Source organism: Bilifractor sp. LCP21S3_A7, assembly GCF_052118825.1.
Lineage (GTDB): Bacteria > Bacillota > Clostridia > Lachnospirales > Lachnospiraceae > Bilifractor.
In genome coordinates, this window is record NZ_JBQKGL010000018.1 from 1 (window position 1) to 18966 (window position 18966).

Here is an 18966-nt window from a genome sequence, read left to right on the forward strand (position 1 = left end):
GCGGATACCGGACAGGAACAGAACACATGGGAAAATGCCACTTTGACCGCGCTGAAGGATGAAAAGTCCGCACCGGTTTCCGGAAATCCCGGGGCCAGCCCGGATCATGCGGAACATTTTTCAGCTGCCCATGCGGGGAAAGAGGAGGGCATCGCCGCTGCGGGGAAGTATGAGGTTCAAGGGAGAGAGGCGGATACCGGACAGGAACAGAACACATGGGAAAATGCCACTTTGACCGCGCTGAAGGATGAAAAGTCCGCACCGGTTTCCGGAAATCCCGGGGCCAGCCCGGATCATGCGAAACATTTTTCAGCCGACGAGGAAGCTTCAGCCGCGTCAGAGGTTTGGAAAATGAACACAGATGCCGCAGGAGGCGCGGGACTGAATCCTGCCTCCCGGCCGCTTTCGGCGCATATGGGGAATGGAAAAACATCCTCCGGAACGAATGCAGACGATGAGAGGATACAGGCCGCCGGTGAGAGCCGAAACCAGATCGGTCCGGCGGTGGTGCTGTCCGGTCAGAAAGCCGAAATTCAGCCGCATGACAATATTTTGCCCGGGAGTCCGCACACAGAGGAGAATCATGTGCTGAGGACAGGCAGGGAGGAAATGACGCGGGATCTCGGGAAATTCCTGCCAAAGCTTATGACCGGAAAGAACAGGACATTTCATATCACGCTGCAGCCGGAGAGCCTGGGCAAAATCACAATTGAGCTCAACTACAGGAGGGGAATAGCAACGCTTGCAATACGCGCGGAAAATCCCCGGACCCTGAAGCTGCTCACGGACCAGGCAGAACGACTGGGTGATATCCTGAGGGATAATACAGGCACGGAAACGATTGTCAGGACAGACGCGTCATATGGCAGAGAACGCCAGGACAACGCGCAAGAGACAACAGATACAGAAGCACATTCACAGAACAAGCGGGAAGCAGACGAAAATCAGCGGGACAGCCGCAAGAAGGAAAGCAGGTCAGATACCTTCCTGAATATGGTGAGACTGGGAATGGTCTGAAGGGAGGAGAAGAGATTTGGCAGATCTTAAGATAAACAGTACGGATAATCCATACAAGACGAATACCTATGCGGCGGTACCAGACGAAAGAAATACATTATCGATCACCAGTTACTTTAAACTGCTTGCCGCACAGCTTGCAAATCAGGATATGACGAATCCGATGAGCACCAGTGACATGATGAACCAGATGTCACAGATGGCAATGGTACAGTCCCTGACAGCAATGACAGAATCGCTGAAGACATCGGGGACTCTGACAAAGCAGAGCTATGCGGCCGGAATGGTGGGAAGAGAAGTGGATTACAGCGGGAAAGGCTATCAGAACGGAGATAGCACGGTTCCGGATGGAAGACGGACCGGTATCATCGACTCGGTGAATTTCAGCGGCGACGAACCGACCTTTCATATCAAGGGAGACCCGAATGAATATGAGATGAGCGCTGTTCTGCAGGTCAGAGGCGGGGAGAATGAGCGGAGAGAAAACGCTTCACCGGAGGAGGTCACGGAGACGGAAGAAAAGAAGGATGCTGACAGAAACCCGGAACCGTAAGCTGCAGGCGGGAAATATGAGAATGGCGCCTGAGAGACTAACAGAGATATGAAAATACAGCTTGAAAGATAAACAAAATACATATAAAATACATCGAATGCGGAAGCTGTTACCCGGTATCGGCAATCGGTGGCAATACTTAGCGTATATGGAGGAAGAAAAATGTTAAGAGCAATGGATTCTGCAGTCGCGGGACTGCGGGCGCATCAGAACAAGCTTGATGTAATTGGAAACAATATCGCAAATGTAAACACAAATGGATTTAAGTCACAGAACTATACGTTCAAGGATGCGATGTATGAGACGTCCTCCGCTTCATCCGGAGGAGAAGCCGACAATACCGGGAAAGCGACAATCGGCGGAGCAAATCCGTCCCAGTATGGATTCGGCTCCATGACCGGAGCGATAACGACGGACATGTCCTCGTCGACACCTACTTATGTAGGCGGATTCAACGCAAATATCAACGGGGCGGGATTCTTCATCACAAAGTCTTCCAACGATGAAATCACAGGCCTGAAATCCACGAACAATACAGACGATATCGAAGCGGACAGCGAAATAATTAAAGCGGCGAAATTTTCCTATACACGTGTGGGGCAGTTTTCGATTGACGCAAACGGGTATATGGTGGACGCAAACAAAAATTTTGTATACGGGTACCAGCCGCAGGGAAGCCTTCAGAACCCGACCGCCTATAATACAAAAAAGCTGACAGCGCTCCGTGCGCCATCATCCATCCCGGCTAATTCTACGGATCTTTCGGGAGCCTTCAAGGGACAGGCGATGCAGCTGAAGAGTGTTGAAATTGATAATGACGGCGTAATTAAGGGTACGGTAACGAACGAGAATGGAGAAGCAGTCAGCATTGTAATCGGAAAGACAGCGATTGCCTCGTTTCAGAACCAGGAAGGCCTGATGAAGGCCGGAAACAATACGTTCAATGCATCGGTCGGGGACAACACGGGTCTTGTGACGGCTTCACAGCCCGGCGGTTCGACGCCGTCGCTGATGAGCGGATATCTGGAGGCCTCAAACGTAGATCTTGCGAAGGAATTTTCCGAGATGATAACCACAGAACGTGGATTCCAGGCAAACGCGAAGCTTATCACGGTCAGTGATGAGGTGCTTCAGGAACTGGTGAACATGAAGAGATAACAGAGGGACAGAAAGGGGATTCCATGATAAAACTTACCAGGCTTAACGGCGAAGTGCTGTATCTGAACTTTTTTCAGATAGTGTATCTGGAGAATATTCCGGAGACAAAGGTGAAACTGGCGAATGGAGATTTTTATATTGTAAAAGACAGCGTGGAATCAATCCTTGCGCAGGTAAGAGAATTTATCGGGTCCTGTTTTTCATTCAGTGACAGAGCGAAGGAAACGCAACAGATCCGGTAAGTCAGAGACATTCTGACACCGGTGTCTGCAACAAGGCAAAAGGAGGTTGCCGGTCACATGGATTTAACAACTATTATCGGATGGGGTCTAGCCATTTTCCTGATCGTCAATGGCATTACCCTTCCGAAACTGGGAAATTTCTATGATGTCCCGAGTATTCTGATTGTATTCGGCGGAACGGTGGCGGCATTGATCGCCTGCTATCCGCTGAATATTCTGAAAGACATCCCGAAGCATATCAAGGTGTGCTTCAGGGGAAAAGGGTATAATATACCAAAGACGGTAGAAACCATAGTCGACCTCGCAATGGTCGCCAGACAGAACGGACTGCTGGCTCTGGAAGAAAAGGCAGAGGAAATCAAAGAGCCCTTTTTTCATTCTGCTGTCCTGATGATTATCGATGCCAATGATCCGGACAAGGTCAGGAGTACACTTGAAAACCGACTGGATGAAATGGCGGCCAGACATGAAGAAGCGAGAGGGCTGTATCTGAAGGGATCTGCGCTTGCGCCCGCATTCGGAATGATCGGAACGCTTGTCGGGCTGATCAACATGCTGAAGGGTATGAATCTGTCGGGCTCCGGCGGCGCGAGCACTCTGGGTCAGGATATGTCTGTCGCACTGATTACGACATTCTACGGAAGTCTGCTCTCAAATGTATTCTTTCACCCGATCGCGCAAAAGCTTGCGGTGCGCGAAAATGAAGAGGAGTTATACGGATCGACCGTAATAGAAGGGGTTCTGGCAATTCAGGCGGGAGAAAATCCAAAATACATTCGGGAAAATCTTCTGGCGTCACTGAAGACCGGCGAACAGCAGAAGCTTCTGGCCAAGGAGCCGGAGCACAATGAGTCGGATGGAGGTGAATCCTGATGTCCAGAAAGCGCAGAGGCGGCGGAGGCGGCGATGAAGGCGGAAACTGGATGGACACCTATGGAGATCTGGTAACGCTTCTGATGACCTTCTTTGTACTCCTGTATTCCATGTCAAGTCTGGATCAGAGTAAATGGGAGCTTTTTGTTAAGAGCATCTATCCGGGCCTTGAGGATAAAAAGGGAGAGGCAGTTCAGAATCTGAACATCAACGGAAAGGTGGATGCGACTTCAAGCTCCGAAGACACCATTGTAATGGGAAGTTCGACTTATCCGGATACGAAGATTCCGGGCAGTACCGATATCAACAAATTATACATCACTCTTGCGGAGACGATGGACAAGAGCGGTATCAGTGATGTTTCCGTCACACGCGGTGAAGATTATACATTTGTTGAATTTAAGGATCGGGCGTTTTTCGACGGTGATTCTTCCGTGCTTACAAGTCAGGGCAAGAATGCCCTGGACGTGTTCTGTCAGGTACTTGCGCCGGAGAAGGACCAGATATCTCAGGTTGATATCATGGGCCATACGGCGGAAGCGGTACAGACCGAGCTGAATACACCCCGCGGCGACCGGATGCTTGCATCCATGCGTGCGGCAGAGGTCTGTATTTATATTCAGGAAAAGAATGTAATTGAGGCGCAGAAGCTTGTCAGCATGGAGTATGGGGAATTCCGTCCGATTGCAGACAACAGCACGGAGCAGGGAAGAGCCGCCAACCGCAGAGTAGAGATTCTGCTGATTGACAAGGACGCGGAGGCTAGAAATCCCGATGAATATATGGCAGATGTTCAATCGGGTAATAACGCTGACAAAACCGCTGTTACCGATGGAAATCCGGATACGGATGTTCAGTTCGGAAAATCGGCAGTAGCGTCGACTGTCAATCCGTCCTGATTGCATCATGTCTGACGGAAGAAAATAAAGGAAACAGGAATGGCAGATGTATTAACACAAAGTCAGATCGATGAGCTGCTTAAATCTATGCAGAACGGATCCGGAGATGGCGCGGCAGACGCATCATCAAAGCTGAATCCGGAAGAAGAGTACAACAAATATGATTTTTACAGCCCTCGTAAATTCACAAAAGAAAAACTGAAGATCCTGCAGAGTATCTTCGAAAATTACGCGCGGATTCTGACCTCACAGGTAAACGGCATCTTTCGCACCATGACGGATATTACTGTCATGGAGCTGCGTGAGAGCAGGTATTATGAATTCGTGAATTCTTTTCATGAGAATGCGTGCATGACGATTATCGAGACGGAGATATCCGAAAAAGGAAAATCGAATGTGCCGATGATGATATATGTATCGCCCGGGCTGATTCTGACTTTGATGAGCCATATGCTAGGAGGCGGAGATCAGGTACTTACAGCCCCGGACGATTACCGTTATACGGATGTTGAGATGTCTCTGTACCGCAGGATTGTAGAGTACATCACGAAGGCAATGAAGGATGGATTCTCCAATTACATCACAGCGGATTTCCGGCCGATTCGTATCGAGGAGAATCCTTCGATGGTGCAGGAGGTGGGGCTGGATGAGACTGTCGTTCTGATCCTTCTGAATGTGGATGTCACAGGTATCTCCGCGGAGAAAATCCGGATATGCATACCGGGTACTCTGCTGGAGCAGATGTTCCGCATTATTGACAACCGGAAGCATCTCGCAAGAGGATTCACGTATTCCAATCATTCCAGGGTGATCATGGATCATATTGTGGATACAAAATATCCGATGACAGCGAAACTGGGTACAATACGGCTGAGTCTCGAGGATTTATATAATCTTCAGCCCGGCGATATCATTGACATGAACAAGTCGAAGGGCAGCCCGCTCACGGTGTATGTGGGAGATCAGCCATGGTTCCGCGGCACTATGGGAGTGCACCGCAAGAATATAGCGATTCGGATTACAGAGCGGATTCCCCGCAGCGAAATGGAAAAAGCAGGGAACGATCCGCCGGATGTATTCCGGAATGTGAAAGAGGAACCTGAGGGAAAATAGCTGATATTTATGCAAAACGGACCGGGGGACGGCCCCATACAGAAGATACAGGATAAAGGAGAAATGAAATGGCAAAAATATTACTGGTGGACGATGCGGCATTTATGCGGATGATGGTCAAGAATTCACTGACCAAGGGAGGATTCGGAGATTGTACATTCATTGAGGCAGTGGATGGAATGGATGGCGTGCAGAAATACGCGGACGAAAAACCGGATCTGGTGATCATGGATATCACGATGCCAAATATGGACGGATTACAGGCTCTGAAGAAAATCCGGGAGGCGGATCCGTCGGCGAAGGTAGTGATGTGCACGGCAATGGGGCAGGAGAGCATGGTTGTTGAGGCAATTAAGAACGGCGCGAAGGATTTCGTTGTAAAGCCTTTTAATAACGAGAGAATTTGCTCGACTGTGAAAGGAATCCTGGGCTGACAGGCAGGATCGGGAAGGAGGAAGATATGTCTTTTCTGGATTCGTTTGATATCAGCGCATCGGGAATGAGCGCACAGAGAATCCGGCTTGATGTTGCGGCAGAGAATATAGCAAATGTTGATACAACAAGAACGGAGGCAGGCGGCCCGTACCGGAGAAAGGACGTAGTTCTGGAAAGCTACGGAGATAATCAGTCGTTCGCGAATGTTCTGCGCCAGGCGAGAACCGGAAATGCGGTGACGGCATCCGGTAAGAGGGGAGTCAGAGTCAGCGAAATAGTGGAGGATACACGTTCCTTTAAGAGAGTGTATGATCCTGAAAATCCCGATGCGGACGCAGAAGGCTATGTGCGTAAGCCGAACGTGGATGTGCTGAAGGAAACGGTTGATTCCATGTCGGCGACTCGTTCCTATGAGGCAAATGTAACGGTTCTGAACGCTATGAAGCAGATGATCGCCAAGGCAGAGGAAATCGGACGCTGACGTCGATGAGGATTTTGGTTATATCCGGAGAAAGTGAAGGAGAGGGGTAATAAATGGCTGCAACCGTTTTTAATGACATGGAAATTGACGCGATCGGCGAAATTATGAACATAAGCATCGGAGCCTCCGCAACGGCGGTGTCTACGATGCTCGGGACGGCAACAAACATCACGACGCCGGTTGTCAGTGTCGAGACACGCTCTCAGTTTGAGTTCCACGATCTGGAACCTGCAGTCGGAGTCGAAATTTCCTATGTCGAGGGACTGAACGGACGGAATATTATGATGTTCAGCCGGGATGATGTACGCGTCATTGTCGGAATGATGATGGGAATGGAAATTCCCCCGGAAGACTTTGTGATGGATGAGATGAACGCAAGCGCGATCCGAGAGGTAATGAACCAGATGATGGGCTCCTCAGCGACCGCGCTTTCCGAATTCCTCGGCTATCCGGTGAATATTTCGACACCTGTGTCCTTCGAAATACCTGATGAAAAGACATTCAAGGAAAAATACTTTCCAAGTGGCGTGAAGCAGGTTGTGGTCCGTTTTAAGCTGGAAATCGGGGACAAGCTCAGCACGGAGTTCCTGAATATCATGTCGGTTTCACTGGCGAAAAAGCTGCTGGAGCCGTATGCTTCGAGCCTCGGTTCGGCTGCTGTGGATGAGGGCGAGGAAGCTGTCGAGGAAGAAGGCAAAGAGGAGAGCGGCGAAGAAGGCGTCTCTAAGAACGGAGATGATGGAGCGCACGCGGATGATATGGCGGCAGATACTGAGCCGTCCTCTGCGGATTCCGGCGGAAAGCCTCTGGATCAGGCGGCCACGGATGCACTGCTTGCGCGGCTGAAGGGAGATATGAATGAATCTGCCGATACAAAAGATTCGGAGCAGGAACCGGACGATGCGGATGTTGAGGAGCAGTACCGGAAGATTCGGAGCAGCAATAGCGGCAATCGCACCCTGAGTCAGTCTGAGATGGACGAGCTGATGAAAAAGATTTCCGGAGAGGGGCAAAGGGCAGACGAAGCTGCGGAAACAAAGCTTCGATCTGGCGGCGGAAGGGCGTCAGAGGCAGAAAACGCCCGAAATACGCAGCCGCAGGAGCAGGCCCCGGCACAGCCACAGGTTCAGGTACAGACCGGAGCAGATGCCGGAGTACAGGCCCCGGCGCAGTCACAGGTCCAGGCACAGCCACAGGTCCAGGCACAGCCACAGGTACAGACACAGCCACAGGCATCCGCTTCGGACCCTGTGCTTGCTTCGATTCTGGCATCTATGCAGCAGTCGCAGACGGCCATGATGGAGCTGATCCGCGAGATGCATGAGGAGAACAAGGCTGCGGAGGCGTTCCGACGGAAGGAGTATGAAGCAAAAGAGTCTGCCGGATCAGACGGACGGAATGGCGGCGCAGAGAGGTCCGGCGTTCACAAAGACAGGATCCGGTCACTGAATTCACCGGAATTCTCTGATCTTGCGAAGGATGGAGTCGAACAGGAAGAAAACCGCGAGATGCTGATGAGGGTTCCTCTGGAAATCTCCGTAGAGGTTGGAAGAACGCGTAAGCCGGTCAAGGACATCCTTGACCTCACACAGGGATCTCTCGTGGTACTGGATAAAATGGCCGGGGAGCAGGCTGATCTCTATGTTAATGGAGAATGCATCGCAAGAGGGGATATTGTTGTGGTAGAGGATAATTTCGGAATCCGTATCACGGAGATATTGAACAAAGATATTACCAGGGAGACGGTGAAATGATTGAGGCAGTAACTGTTATATTGATCTGTGCGCTGATTCTGGTGCTCGCCTGGGTGTGCAGCCGTGTGCTTGGGAAGACAATGAGCCGCCGTCAGCGCGGAAAATACATGGAGGTAATCGATCAGACAGCGCTTGGATCGGACCGTGCCCTTCTGATTGTCCGTGTTCAGAAACGGTATCTGCTTCTGGGATCGGCAAACGGTCAGATCAGTATGCTCACGGAACTGGATGAGGACTTTGAGAAGCTGTCGGAAAGCAGCGGAGAGGGCGATGACCCATCGGACGGATCTGTGAATTTCAAGGATGCTTTTCTGTATAATCTGAAAAAATATACCGGAGTTTCCGGTGGAAAGAAGGAACACTGAAAATGGAGGGAATTCAGACAACGACAGAACTTCTGAATGGTCTGAACGGCGGCAATACACCGGCACTCAACATGATTTACACCCTGACGCTGGTAGCGCTGCTCCCGTCGATTGTCATTATGATGACATCCTTTGTCCGGATTATTATCATCCTGTCTTTCACACGAAACGCTCTGGGTGTTCAACAGACGCCTCCCAATATCGTCCTTGTGGGAATCTCTCTGTTTCTGACACTGTTCATCATGAGCCCGACGATCAAAAAAGTGAACGAGACGGCATATCAGCCATATCAGAGGGGGGAGATTACGCAGGAAGCGGCCATCGAGCGCATGCAGGTTCCCATGAAGGAATTTATGCTGAAGAATACCGAACAGAAGACACTCGACAAGTTTATCGAGATGTCAAAGACAGAAAAGGTGGAGGATCCAAAGGATTATCCGCTGACGGTGATCACGCCGGCTTTTATGACGAGTGAGCTGAAGAGAGGCTTTATGGCAGGCTTTCTCATCTATCTTCCGTTCCTGCTGATTGATATCGTGGTGGCGACAACGCTGATGTCGATGGGAATGGCCATGATGCCGCCGACGATGGTGTCAATGCCGTTCAAGCTTCTGCTCTTTGTATCGGTAAACGGGTGGCAGTTACTGTTTTCCACGGTGATATCAAGCTTCCGGTGACGGATATTCAGACAGAAAGGTGGTTGATAGAAGGTGACAAACGCAGAAGTGATTGATGTGGTACGGCAGACACTGCTGACCGCACTCAGAATTGCGCTCCCCTTTCTTATCGTCAGCATGCTGATCGGAATTGTTCTTGCAATTTTTCAGGCGGCAACACAGATTAATGAGCAGACACTGATGTTCATCCTCAAGCTGGTAGGTATCGTGGCATTGCTGTTTATACTGGGAAGCTCAATGCTGGCAACAATGCAGGAATTCTTCCGGAATATCATGCGCATGATTGCGGGAGGGTGAGGATGATTGTCTTATTCGGACTTATTATTATGAGGATGTCCGGGGCTTTTGTTTTCAATCCGTTTTTCGGGAGAAATGAGATTCCGCCGGCAGTGCGGGGCGCATTTACTTTTGCCTGTTCTCTGATGCTGTATGTATGGGTCGGAGGCAGGATGGATCACATGCCGCAGACGGTTCTGGAATTCACGGCAGCGTCCCTGAAGGAACTGCTTCTGGGGTTTGTTCTGGGGTTTGGCATGCAGCTGGCTGTCATGGTGATACGTTTCGGCACAGCTGTCATTGATTACATGCTGGGATTATCTATGGCGCAGGTCTACGATCCGGCCAGCAACGCACAGATGACCGTGTCATCTCAGCTCTATTATGCACTGATGATGCTTGTCTTCATGGTTAACGGCGGACATATACGGTTCCTGCAGATACTTTTTGAGACGGCCTATTCGATACCTTTCGGGCAGGTGACTGTTACGATGGCACTGCCGGAATTCATGCTGAAATATTTTTGCGAATGCATTGTACTCGGCATGCAGTTCGCAATGCCGATCGTTGTGATTGAATTATTGACGGAGACAGCGGTGGGAATTCTGATGCGCTTTATTCCGCAGATCAACATTTTTGCTGTAAGCTTCCAGATAAAGCTGATTGTCGGGCTGATTATGCTGTTTGTTCTGTTTGTGCCGATGTCGTCGGTTATCGATACGGTATGGAATACTCTTTTTGACAGAATGCATGAAATGGTATCTCTTATGACACCATGACTGCGTATAATATCCGGGATGAAGGAAGTGATCGATTTTGGCAAATGACGATAAAACCGAACAGCCTACCCCAAAACGAATGCGGGAAGCCCGGGAAGAGGGAAATATATTCCAGAGCCGTGATATTGTAACGGTTGCGGTCCTGCTGGCCGCAACGCTGGTCCTGCGCGGCAGAATAGGCGGAATCAGGACGGCACTGCGGGCTTTCCTTATGGAGATCCTGCAGGATATGAAGCAGGACCCGTCGACGGTCCTTTCCAGTCATCTCGCGATTTCTCTGCTGCGGGCAGCAGCTGTTTCGGCACTTCCGATTGCACTGGCCGTCGCGGTGATCGAGATCGTCTCGGCGGGGATTCAGACGAGATTTAATTTCGCAAAAAAGGCATTGCGGCCAAAATTCAGCCGCATGAACCCGATCAATGGTTTCCGCAGGCTGTTTTCGCTCAGGGGAATCATGGAGCTTTTGAAAAATCTGGCTAAGGTGATCATCCTGACGGTTTTTGTCTGGATGACGCTGCGGAGCGATTCGTACGCTATCGCTCAGATGATCGATATTCCGACTGCCGAATCGGAGAAGATGCTGTTTCGTATGATATTCGGACTCATGCTCCGGATCACCGCGGCATTTGCCGTGATTGCCGCGGTTGACTGGGCTTTCCAGAAGCGTCAGCACAGAAAAGATCTGATGATGACGAAACAGGAGGTCAAGGATGAATACAAGCAGGAGGAAGGAAATCCGGAAATCAAGGGAAGAATCAAGAGAAAGCAGAGGGAGATTTCACAGCGCAGAATGATGCAGCAGGTTCCCGAGGCGGATGTAATCGTGCGTAACCCGACACACGTGGCGGTAGCATTGAAATATGACCCGAACATATCCGGGGCGCCGGTTGTTGTCGCAAAGGGACTGGACTATCTGGCGCTGCGAATCGTCCGTACAGGGGAACAGCACAAGGTTCCCTGGATCGAGAACAAAGTGCTTGCCCGGGGGCTCTATGCTTCATGTGAAGTGAATCAGGAGATTCCTGCCGAGTATTACAGCGCTGTCGCGGAGCTCCTGGTATATATTTACCGGCAGGAAAAAAGAGAGGACATCTTTAACAGCTGAGATAGTGTAACCCGTAGTTTGCAAATGTGAACAGGAAGTCGGACACATGCAGAGATTGGTCAAAAAACTGTTATCAAATTCCGTTACGCTCATGGTGCTGGTCATCGTGCTGATGATGATCATTCCGATCCCGGCGGGATTGATTGACGTGTTTATTTTGCTGAATATGGCGATTTCCATGATGATTATCGTAATCACCATGTCTATTCATGAACCGCTTGAATTTTCCATTTTTCCGACCCTTCTTCTGATTACGACGCTTTTCCGTCTTGGCATTAATGTTTCAACAACGCGGAACATACTGGCACACGGAGGTTCTTCCGGAAAGGTAATCAAGGCCTTCGGAGACTTTGTGCTTCAGGGCAACATTGTTGTCGGGCTTGTCATTTATATCATCATTGTGCTGATGAATTTCCTTGTAATCAACAAGGGCGCCGAGCGTGTGGCCGAGGTAGCGGCCCGGTTTAATCTGGACGCGATGCCGGGAAAGCAGATGGCGATCGATTCAGATATGGGGACAGGTCTGATCGATGAGCAGGAGGCTGCCCGCCGCCGGCTTAAGGTGCAGAGGGAGGCGGACTTCTATGGATCCATGGACGGCGCGACCAAGATTGTAAAGGGAGACGCAACAATGTCTCTGATTACAACGGCGATCAACCTTGTCGGAGGAATAATCATCGGAATGGTACAGGGCGGAGGTGATCTCGCAACGGTCGCGTCCACCTATTCCATCGCGACAGTCGGAGACGGTCTGGTAGGACAGATCCCGTCCCTGCTGATTTCGACGGCAACCGGAATGATTGTGACGCGTGCGGTCGCGGAAGGTTCTCTGAATGAGGATATCTCACGGGAATTCCTCATGCAGCCGCGGGCATTTCTGATTTCCGGTCTCGTAATGTGCGCGCTTGTGGTCGTGCCGGGCATGCCTGTTCCGTATGTGCTTCTCGTAGGAGGTCTGCTGATCCTTGCCGGCTACAGACTGGAGAAGAAAATGGGGGAGCAGCCGCGGATCGGAAGAGCCATGGAGGGGTTCGGAAAGGGTCCGGAGGAAGGCATGGGGAAGGCTTCTTCAGAAGGAAATGTGAAGGCATCCGCAGGAGGCACGCCTGCTGCGGCAAAGGCGTCTGAACCCGAGGAAAAGACGGTATCTGAGGAAGATTATTTCAAGGATGTTAATAATATCTACAAGCTTCTTACGGTAGAACCGATTGAACTCGACTTCGGCTACAGCCTCATACCGCTCGCGGACGAATCGATCGGGGGAAGACTGATCAGCCGAATTGTCATCTTCCGGCGTCAATACGCGCAGGACATGGGCTTTGTGGTTCCTTCGATCCGGCTCAGAGATTCTTCAACACTCGGGACGAATGAATATGTCATAAAAATAAAGGGAGAAGAGGTCGCCCGGGGCGAGATTCTTGTGGATTATTTTCTAGCGCTTCAGTCTGACAGCGTTGAAAAGGAAATAGACGGCATAGATACGATTGAGCCGGCATACGGAATCCCGAGCAAATGGATCCGGCCGGAGAACCGGGAACGGGCAGAGCTCTATGGCTACACTGTAATCGACCCGATGTCTGTTATGGTCAACCACCTGTCAGAGGTTATCCGGCTTCACTCTTACGAACTCATTACCAGGCAGGAAGTGGTGCGGCTTGTGGAAAATCTGAAGAAAACAGCCCCGGAGCTTGTGAACGATGTGATCGGGAGTACGGTTACATACAATATGCTGCAGAAGGTATTGGTTCAGCTTCTCCGGGAAGGTGTCGCGATCAAGGATATGGAAACCATTGTCGAGACAATGGCAGGTGCGGTTTCAGACGGCGGTATGCAGGCCAGGGATATTGATTCGATAACGGAACAGGTGCGTATAGCTCTGAAACGCACGATCACGAGGATGTATTGTGAAGACGGCAACATGCGCGTGCTTACTTTGGACGCGGATCTGGAGAAGGCAATGGTGGATTCTCTTGCGAAGGGCGAAAACGGCTATTATCTGGCACTGTCGCCCGATATTCTGCAGAGTGTAATCCGGCAGGTTCAGGAAGGGGTAAAGAAATTCAGCAGCTTTGGTCAGGCACCGGTGATCCTTACTTCACAGGTTATGAGAGCTCATTTCCAGCGGATGATCGGACAGTTTTATCCGAATGTACGGGTGCTTTCCTTTAATGAAGTCGCGGATAATGTACAGATTCAGGCTATCGGAAGTCTGAAGCTTGAATCGGATCAGAAGCAGGTATCCTGAGGAACAGCAGACCAACAGAGGGGGGATATGAGTGGTGAATAAAGAAGAATGGAAAGGCAAATCAAATGAAGAACTCTTTGCCCTCTATTTCCGGGAAAGTGATGAAACGGAAAAGCGGGCACTGAAACAGGAAATCACTCTCCGTTATCTCTATATCGTAAAGGCCATCGCATTTCAGATGAGAGACATGTTCGCCAGTTTTACGCAGCCGGAGGATATCATCAATGAGGGCGTACTGGAAATAATGAAGGGGATTGAACGCTATGAGCCCGACAGCAATATCAAATTCGAGACGTTTATATCGCGCCGCATCCGCGGCATGGTGATTGATCTTATGAGAAAAAATGACTGGATGCCGAGGAATTTTCACAGGGATCAGAAGTCAATAGAAGACGCGTACCGTTCGCTGTCAGAAATGAACGGAAGGGCCCCGACAGATGAAGAATTAGCCGGATCTACGGGGATCGATATCCGCAGACTGCGGAAGATCAGGAGTATGGAGACGATGGTCAATGTCCTGTCTCTGGATATGACCTATGAAGACAATGATTCAGCAGTGCTGCAGGTACCGGAGGAGGATATCAGCGCACAGCCCGAGAAGAGCTATCTGAAGGGCGAGACCGTGAGAATGCTTGCGGATGCGATTAATTCTCTTCAAGAGAAAGAAAAGATGATAATTTCGTTATATTATGTCGATAATTTAAATATGAGCCAGATTGCGCATGTTATGGAAATCAGCCAGCCGAGAGTCTCCCAGCTGCACGCGCAGGCAGTGAAAAAACTGAGAAAATTCATGCTTGCAGAGAATTGATACAATAACGGGGAGGTAATCATGTATCAGGGATTTTATGAGTTGACATCCGGAATACTGACGCAGCAGAGAAATCTGAATACAATCAGCAATAATATGGCAAATGTAGAAACCGCCGGATTTAAGAAGGATACGATGACGATGTCTACGTTTCGGGAAGAAATGGTGGTGCGGACGGGAAGAACAGACCGGAAGACGAGCACGGATCTTCACACTGCCACACCGATTGTAAAGGCAGACCGGACGTATACGGATTTTTCTCAGGGAGCGTTAAAGGAGACAGAAGGAAGGTATGACTTCGCAATTTCCGGCAACGGGTTCTTCGCGGTGAGAACTCCGTCCGGCGTCCGTTATACCAGAAACGGCTCTTTTTCCGTATCGGACGGAGGCGTTCTGCGGCTTGAGAACATCGGAGACGTTCTCGGAACGGACGGGCAGCCGATCCGGATTGATAATGAGAATTTTACGGCGGATGACTACGGCAGGATCCGGTCATCAGACGGGCGTCTGCTCGGACAGATCCGAATTGTCGGATTTCCTGACACGGACGCGCTTCGCAAGGAGGACAACGGAATGTACTCCGGACAGGGCGGCAGGGATCTCAGCGGCCGCACAAAGGTGATGAACGGATATCTTGAGCAGTCCAATGCCGATATGGTCGGACAGATGACCGCAATGATGTCGTCAGAGAGAGCCCTGCAGAGCGCGGCACAGATGCTCAGGCTGTATGATACTGTGCTGCAGAAGGCATCGGGAGATGTCGGAAGTCTGCGATAACCGGACAGCAGAAAATTGATCTGTGACAGCTGGTCTTCGATAACGAAGGAAGGATACGATCGTAAAATGGATATGTCATTTTGGACGGGCGCGGTTGGCGCGTCAGCGGCACAAAAAAAACTGGATATAGTATCGAATAACCTGGCGAATGTTAACACAAACGGTTTTAAACCGAAGAATGCGTCGTTTACGGAACTGGTGAAATATAACCTGAATGCTCCGGAGAACGAGAATACCGATCTGGCGACATCATCCGGGGCGGCACTCAGCTCCGCACCGACAAACTTCCGAGGCGGAGCACTGCATTCCACTGACAGAAAACTGGATTTCGCACTTACGGAGAATAATACTTTTTTCCGGGTCAGAGATCAGGCGACAGGAGAGATGTTCCTGACGCGGAACGGGCATTTCCATGCCGGAGTAATGGCGGACGGGAGACAGGCTCTTCTGACGGATTCGAATCAGCAGGTGCTCGATATGCAGAATCAGCCGGTCTACCTCAGCGATGCTGTGGAGGGAACGATAGCGGGGGAGCGGAAAATCGGTATATTTACCGTGCCGTTCCCGTCGCGGCTGCAGAATACAGGAGAGAATAATTACAGTGTCAGAGAGGGAGACCGCAACAATCCCGTAAGCGTTTATGAGGACGGGCAAATGGTTCAGGGAGCGCTCGAGTCTTCCGGCACAGACATGGCCCGGGAGATGACGAATGTAATTGAGGCACAGCGGGCCTTTTCCTATAATCTGCGCATGGTTGCTGCATCTGATGAGATCATGACAACAATAAACGGACTTCATAACTGAAGATTCTGACGGCCGCCGGGTATCATCGGCGTTTACAGATATGTAAAGAAAAGCCGGAAGAAAGAAGAATCGGCACAAAGAGGAATCCGTACAAAGTAGAAGTGGCATAAAGAAATTGATGGAAGATACAGTTTTGGTTCAAATCGGAGATATGAAGGTCGGCCAGGGAAATCAGATATTGATAACCTATGCGCTGGGGTCCTGTGTGGGAATCAGTTTTTATGATCCCCTTCTTAAACTTGGTGCTCTCCTCCATGTACTCCTCCCGGCTAAGGGAGAAAATCGGGATGTGAATCCGATGAAGTATGCGGACAGCGGAATTCACGAGACATTGCAGGAACTGACCAGGAAAGGCTTCTGCAAAAACAGAGCCATTGTCAAAATGGCAGGTGGAGCGAAGATGTTCGGTGATGATGGAAATTTATCTCTCGGCATGATTGGTGATCGCAACGTGTACAGTGCGAGACAGACATTGGCCAGGGAGGGCCTTTGGATTGCGGCAGAAGACGTCGGGGGTGTATCCGCGCGTACAATGAGCCTGGATCTCAGAAATGGAGACGTCAGCGTCAGGGCTGCCGGAAGAGAACAGATACATCTATAGGAGGTGCCGGAATGGCGAAGAAGAACGAAAAAGAAGGAATTCTTCTGGAAACAGGTACAAATGAGATTGAAATCATGAAATTCCGGGTAGCAGGAGAGCTTTACGGAATTAATGTCGCAAAGGTTAAGGAAATCATGATGAGTGAGCATGTGAAGCCGATGCCGCATGCACATCCTGCTGTTGAGGGATTTTTTAAACCGAGGGAATCCCTGATCACGGTAATTAATCTGGCAAAGTATCTGACAGGAAGAGAACCGGATCATTTGGAGAATTCAAGAGATCTGTTCATCATCACGAATTTTAACAAGATGATGGTAGCCTTCCGCGTGGACAGCATTGAGGGGATCAGCCGGATCTCGTGGAGAAATATCAGCAAACCGGATAAAACACTCGAGAACGGAGACGACAGCGTTGCAACCGGTATCGCCCAATGCGAGGATGAGCTGGTTACAATCCTTGATTTCGAGAAGATTGTTGCGGAAATAGCTCCTGAGACATCAATCAAAATTTCTGAAGTGGAGGAGCTGGGACCCCGTGAGAATGATTCGGCTCCGATTGTGATTGCGGAAGATTCGGTCCTGCTTCAGCAAATGGTGCGGTCCGCACTGGAGAAGGCAGGGTACACAGAGATTACGATGTTCAACAATGGTCAGGAGTGCTGGAATTATCTGAATGGAATCAAAGGGAACGCTGATCTGTATGACAGAGTAAATGTAGTAATCACGGATCTTGAGATGCCTATGATGGATGGACATCGTCTGACGCGGCTGATCAAATCGGACAAACAGCTGAGAAATATTCCGGTTGTTATTTTCTCTTCTCTTATCAACGAGCAGATGTTTTTGAAGGGAAAGGAAGTCGGCGCAGACGAACAGCTCTCCAAGCCGGAGATTGGTCATCTGGTCCAGGTTCTGGATGAACTTGTCCGTCGGTTTCGCGAAAACAGAAAAGAAGGTTTTCAGAGCTGAGGTCTGACCATAAGGCAGCCGTGATGATGGATTGCCGGCGAACAGAGATAACAGGGCAACTGTGATGATGGGTGCGGGCTTACCTGAGATATTGGCGAGAACAGGAAACATAATCAGGTATGGCGCGATGCCGGAATGATATTACACGGGAATAAAGAGGCAGTTGATATGGCAGACGAGATTGACAGAAATGAAGAAGATGGAATCGCGGATACCGTAAGAAAAGCATTTGACACCAGAATAGAGGTATCCCCGGAAAACCGTATGACGTCGGAGGGCGGAACAGATATGAACAGGAGGTCCTCAAAAGGCCCGCATGCATTCAGGGTCGGAGGGACTTCCGGGCCAAGAGTTACTGTCGTCGAGGAAACCTCTGTCGCGGACCAGATATCGGATGTTATCCGGGACAATCTGGAGAAACGTCTGGAATCCAGTGTTTTCGGGGATCAGGCCGACAATCCGGATATTTCGGACGGCTTTCACATTGTAAATGTTTATTCGGAAATTCTAAGGCGGGAACATGTTCTGGAAATGATGCGAAGCGTCGGAGTATGTACATGCGAAAGGTGTCAGGCGGATGTTCTCGCGCTGACGCTGTCCAGCCTGCCCGCGAAATACTGTGTCATGTACAGGCATTCCACATCGCCGCAGATCAGTTACTTCGAGAAGAAACACAGAAGCGAGATAAGGGACGCAATACTGAAGGCATGCGTGACTGTAAGGGATCATCCGCGGCACAACCGCTGAGGTCAGTCCCGCAGAATTATGATTTACGCGAACAGTGAGCCGCAGCCGAATGCGAAGTATTCGTGTGCGGCGAGCGTCGCGATAGCGAGAGAAAACGATCTTCTCCGGGATAATGCGGGGATAGCGGAAATAATTGAGCAGCACAGCAGGCATACAGCCGGAAGAAGTGGGCGATCCATTTCTTCCGGCTCTTTAAATTCTGAAGCTCATAGAGATCAGGGCTTATGAAGAAAGCAGATTCTGACGATATATGATACAGAGATCAACGAGAGATCAACGAGAGATC

General features: G+C 50.1%; 22 protein-coding genes. All 22 read left to right on the top strand.

Translation table 11 applies throughout. The features are described 5' to 3' along the window. Positions 1-1017 (top strand): flagellar hook-length control protein FliK (locus ACTQ1O_RS13135; protein ID WP_441487646.1); only part of this gene is annotated, 1017 nt, incomplete at its 5' end. 16 nt (positions 1018-1033) lie between these two features. Beyond that, the gene (locus ACTQ1O_RS13140; protein ID WP_441487647.1) at positions 1034-1570 is read left to right on the top strand and encodes a flagellar hook assembly protein FlgD; all 537 of its coding nucleotides are present in this window, start codon (positions 1034-1036) and stop codon (positions 1568-1570) included. 162 nt (positions 1571-1732) lie between these two features. Further along, on the top strand, positions 1733-2728 hold the full coding sequence (locus ACTQ1O_RS13145) for a flagellar hook-basal body complex protein (RefSeq protein ID WP_441487648.1): 996 nt from the start codon (positions 1733-1735) through the stop codon (positions 2726-2728). Between the two features lie 23 nt (positions 2729-2751). Beyond that, positions 2752-2970 carry a flagellar FlbD family protein gene (locus ACTQ1O_RS13150; RefSeq protein WP_441487649.1) on the top strand — a complete coding sequence of 73 codons (219 nt, stop codon included), beginning with the start codon at positions 2752-2754 and terminating at the stop codon, positions 2968-2970. Between the two features lie 57 nt (positions 2971-3027). Continuing rightward, on the top strand, positions 3028-3843 hold the full coding sequence (locus ACTQ1O_RS13155; protein WP_441487650.1) for a motility protein A: 816 nt from the start codon (positions 3028-3030) through the stop codon (positions 3841-3843). Beyond that, positions 3843-4742 (top strand): OmpA/MotB family protein, encoded by a 900-nt coding sequence (locus ACTQ1O_RS13160; protein WP_441487651.1) that lies wholly within the window; start codon positions 3843-3845, stop codon positions 4740-4742. The genes ACTQ1O_RS13155 and ACTQ1O_RS13160 overlap by 1 nt, the downstream gene beginning before the upstream one ends. A 39-nt stretch (positions 4743-4781) precedes the next feature. After that, positions 4782-5855, top strand: a complete 1074-nt coding sequence (locus ACTQ1O_RS13165) for a flagellar motor switch protein FliM (protein ID WP_441487652.1) — start codon at positions 4782-4784, stop codon at positions 5853-5855. Between the two features lie 68 nt (positions 5856-5923). Beyond that, complete coding sequence (locus ACTQ1O_RS13170; RefSeq protein ID WP_441487653.1) at positions 5924-6289, top strand: response regulator; 366 nt, start codon at positions 5924-5926, stop codon at positions 6287-6289. A 26-nt stretch (positions 6290-6315) separates the two neighbouring features. Next, positions 6316-6771, top strand: a complete 456-nt coding sequence (flgC, locus tag ACTQ1O_RS13175; RefSeq protein WP_441487654.1) for a flagellar basal body rod protein FlgC — start codon at positions 6316-6318, stop codon at positions 6769-6771. Positions 6772-6824: 53 nt separating this feature from the next. Then, positions 6825-8525 carry a flagellar motor switch protein FliN gene (gene fliN, locus ACTQ1O_RS13180; protein ID WP_441487655.1) on the top strand — a complete coding sequence of 567 codons (1701 nt, stop codon included), beginning with the start codon at positions 6825-6827 and terminating at the stop codon, positions 8523-8525. Next, a complete protein-coding gene (gene fliO / locus ACTQ1O_RS13185) occupies positions 8522-8890 on the top strand; it encodes a flagellar biosynthetic protein FliO (RefSeq protein ID WP_441487656.1) in 369 nt (122 codons plus the stop codon). The genes fliN and fliO overlap by 4 nt, the downstream gene beginning before the upstream one ends. 2 nt (positions 8891-8892) lie before the next feature. Next, positions 8893-9567, top strand: coding sequence for a flagellar type III secretion system pore protein FliP (gene fliP, locus ACTQ1O_RS13190; RefSeq protein WP_441487657.1), 675 nt, complete (start codon positions 8893-8895; stop codon positions 9565-9567). A gap of 33 nt (positions 9568-9600) precedes the next feature. Continuing rightward, positions 9601-9864: a flagellar biosynthetic protein FliQ gene (locus ACTQ1O_RS13195; protein WP_441487658.1), complete on the top strand. Its 264-nt coding sequence runs from the start codon at positions 9601-9603 to the stop codon at positions 9862-9864. A gap of 2 nt (positions 9865-9866) precedes the next feature. Continuing rightward, positions 9867-10622, top strand: coding sequence for a flagellar biosynthetic protein FliR (locus tag ACTQ1O_RS13200; RefSeq protein ID WP_441487659.1), 756 nt, complete (start codon positions 9867-9869; stop codon positions 10620-10622). 37 nt (positions 10623-10659) lie between these two features. Next, on the top strand, positions 10660-11727 hold the full coding sequence (flhB, locus tag ACTQ1O_RS13205; protein ID WP_441487660.1) for a flagellar biosynthesis protein FlhB: 1068 nt from the start codon (positions 10660-10662) through the stop codon (positions 11725-11727). Between the two features lie 46 nt (positions 11728-11773). Beyond that, positions 11774-13972 carry a flagellar biosynthesis protein FlhA gene (flhA, locus tag ACTQ1O_RS13210; RefSeq protein ID WP_441487661.1) on the top strand — a complete coding sequence of 733 codons (2199 nt, stop codon included), beginning with the start codon at positions 11774-11776 and terminating at the stop codon, positions 13970-13972. Positions 13973-14003: 31 nt separating this feature from the next. After that, positions 14004-14783 (top strand): sigma-70 family RNA polymerase sigma factor, encoded by a 780-nt coding sequence (locus ACTQ1O_RS13215; protein WP_441487662.1) that lies wholly within the window; start codon positions 14004-14006, stop codon positions 14781-14783. Between the two features lie 21 nt (positions 14784-14804). Then, on the top strand, positions 14805-15560 hold the full coding sequence (locus ACTQ1O_RS13220) for a flagellar hook-basal body protein (protein ID WP_441487663.1): 756 nt from the start codon (positions 14805-14807) through the stop codon (positions 15558-15560). A 66-nt stretch (positions 15561-15626) separates the two neighbouring features. Next, complete coding sequence (locus ACTQ1O_RS13225) at positions 15627-16364, top strand: flagellar hook-basal body protein (RefSeq protein ID WP_441487664.1); 738 nt, start codon at positions 15627-15629, stop codon at positions 16362-16364. 133 nt (positions 16365-16497) lie between these two features. Beyond that, a complete protein-coding gene (locus tag ACTQ1O_RS13230; RefSeq protein ID WP_441487665.1) occupies positions 16498-16965 on the top strand; it encodes a chemotaxis protein CheD in 468 nt (155 codons plus the stop codon). A gap of 11 nt (positions 16966-16976) precedes the next feature. Continuing rightward, entirely contained in the window at positions 16977-17933 is a 957-nt protein-coding gene (locus tag ACTQ1O_RS13235) for a chemotaxis protein (RefSeq protein ID WP_441487666.1), read from the top strand. Positions 17934-18101: 168 nt separating this feature from the next. Then, positions 18102-18680, top strand: coding sequence for a late competence development ComFB family protein (locus ACTQ1O_RS13240; protein ID WP_441487667.1), 579 nt, complete (start codon positions 18102-18104; stop codon positions 18678-18680). The last annotated feature ends 286 nt before the right edge of the window (positions 18681-18966 follow it).

Coding starts and splice junctions, on each gene's coding strand:
- ACTQ1O_RS13145 (WP_441487648.1), top strand. CDS start 1,733: ATGTTAAGAGCAATGGATTCTGCAGTCGCGGGACTGCGGGCGCATCAG.
- ACTQ1O_RS13150 (WP_441487649.1), top strand. CDS start 2,752: ATGATAAAACTTACCAGGCTTAACGGCGAAGTGCTGTATCTGAACTTT.
- ACTQ1O_RS13155 (WP_441487650.1), top strand. CDS start 3,028: ATGGATTTAACAACTATTATCGGATGGGGTCTAGCCATTTTCCTGATC.
- ACTQ1O_RS13160 (WP_441487651.1), top strand. CDS start 3,843: ATGTCCAGAAAGCGCAGAGGCGGCGGAGGCGGCGATGAAGGCGGAAAC.
- ACTQ1O_RS13165 (WP_441487652.1), top strand. CDS start 4,782: ATGGCAGATGTATTAACACAAAGTCAGATCGATGAGCTGCTTAAATCT.
- ACTQ1O_RS13170 (WP_441487653.1), top strand. CDS start 5,924: ATGGCAAAAATATTACTGGTGGACGATGCGGCATTTATGCGGATGATG.
- flgC (WP_441487654.1), top strand. CDS start 6,316: ATGTCTTTTCTGGATTCGTTTGATATCAGCGCATCGGGAATGAGCGCA.
- fliN (WP_441487655.1), top strand. CDS start 6,825: ATGGCTGCAACCGTTTTTAATGACATGGAAATTGACGCGATCGGCGAA.
- fliO (WP_441487656.1), top strand. CDS start 8,522: ATGATTGAGGCAGTAACTGTTATATTGATCTGTGCGCTGATTCTGGTG.
- fliP (WP_441487657.1), top strand. CDS start 8,893: ATGGAGGGAATTCAGACAACGACAGAACTTCTGAATGGTCTGAACGGC.
- ACTQ1O_RS13200 (WP_441487659.1), top strand. CDS start 9,867: ATGATTGTCTTATTCGGACTTATTATTATGAGGATGTCCGGGGCTTTT.
- flhA (WP_441487661.1), top strand. CDS start 11,774: ATGCAGAGATTGGTCAAAAAACTGTTATCAAATTCCGTTACGCTCATG.
- ACTQ1O_RS13220 (WP_441487663.1), top strand. CDS start 14,805: ATGTATCAGGGATTTTATGAGTTGACATCCGGAATACTGACGCAGCAG.
- ACTQ1O_RS13225 (WP_441487664.1), top strand. CDS start 15,627: ATGGATATGTCATTTTGGACGGGCGCGGTTGGCGCGTCAGCGGCACAA.
- ACTQ1O_RS13235 (WP_441487666.1), top strand. CDS start 16,977: ATGGCGAAGAAGAACGAAAAAGAAGGAATTCTTCTGGAAACAGGTACA.
- ACTQ1O_RS13240 (WP_441487667.1), top strand. CDS start 18,102: ATGGCAGACGAGATTGACAGAAATGAAGAAGATGGAATCGCGGATACC.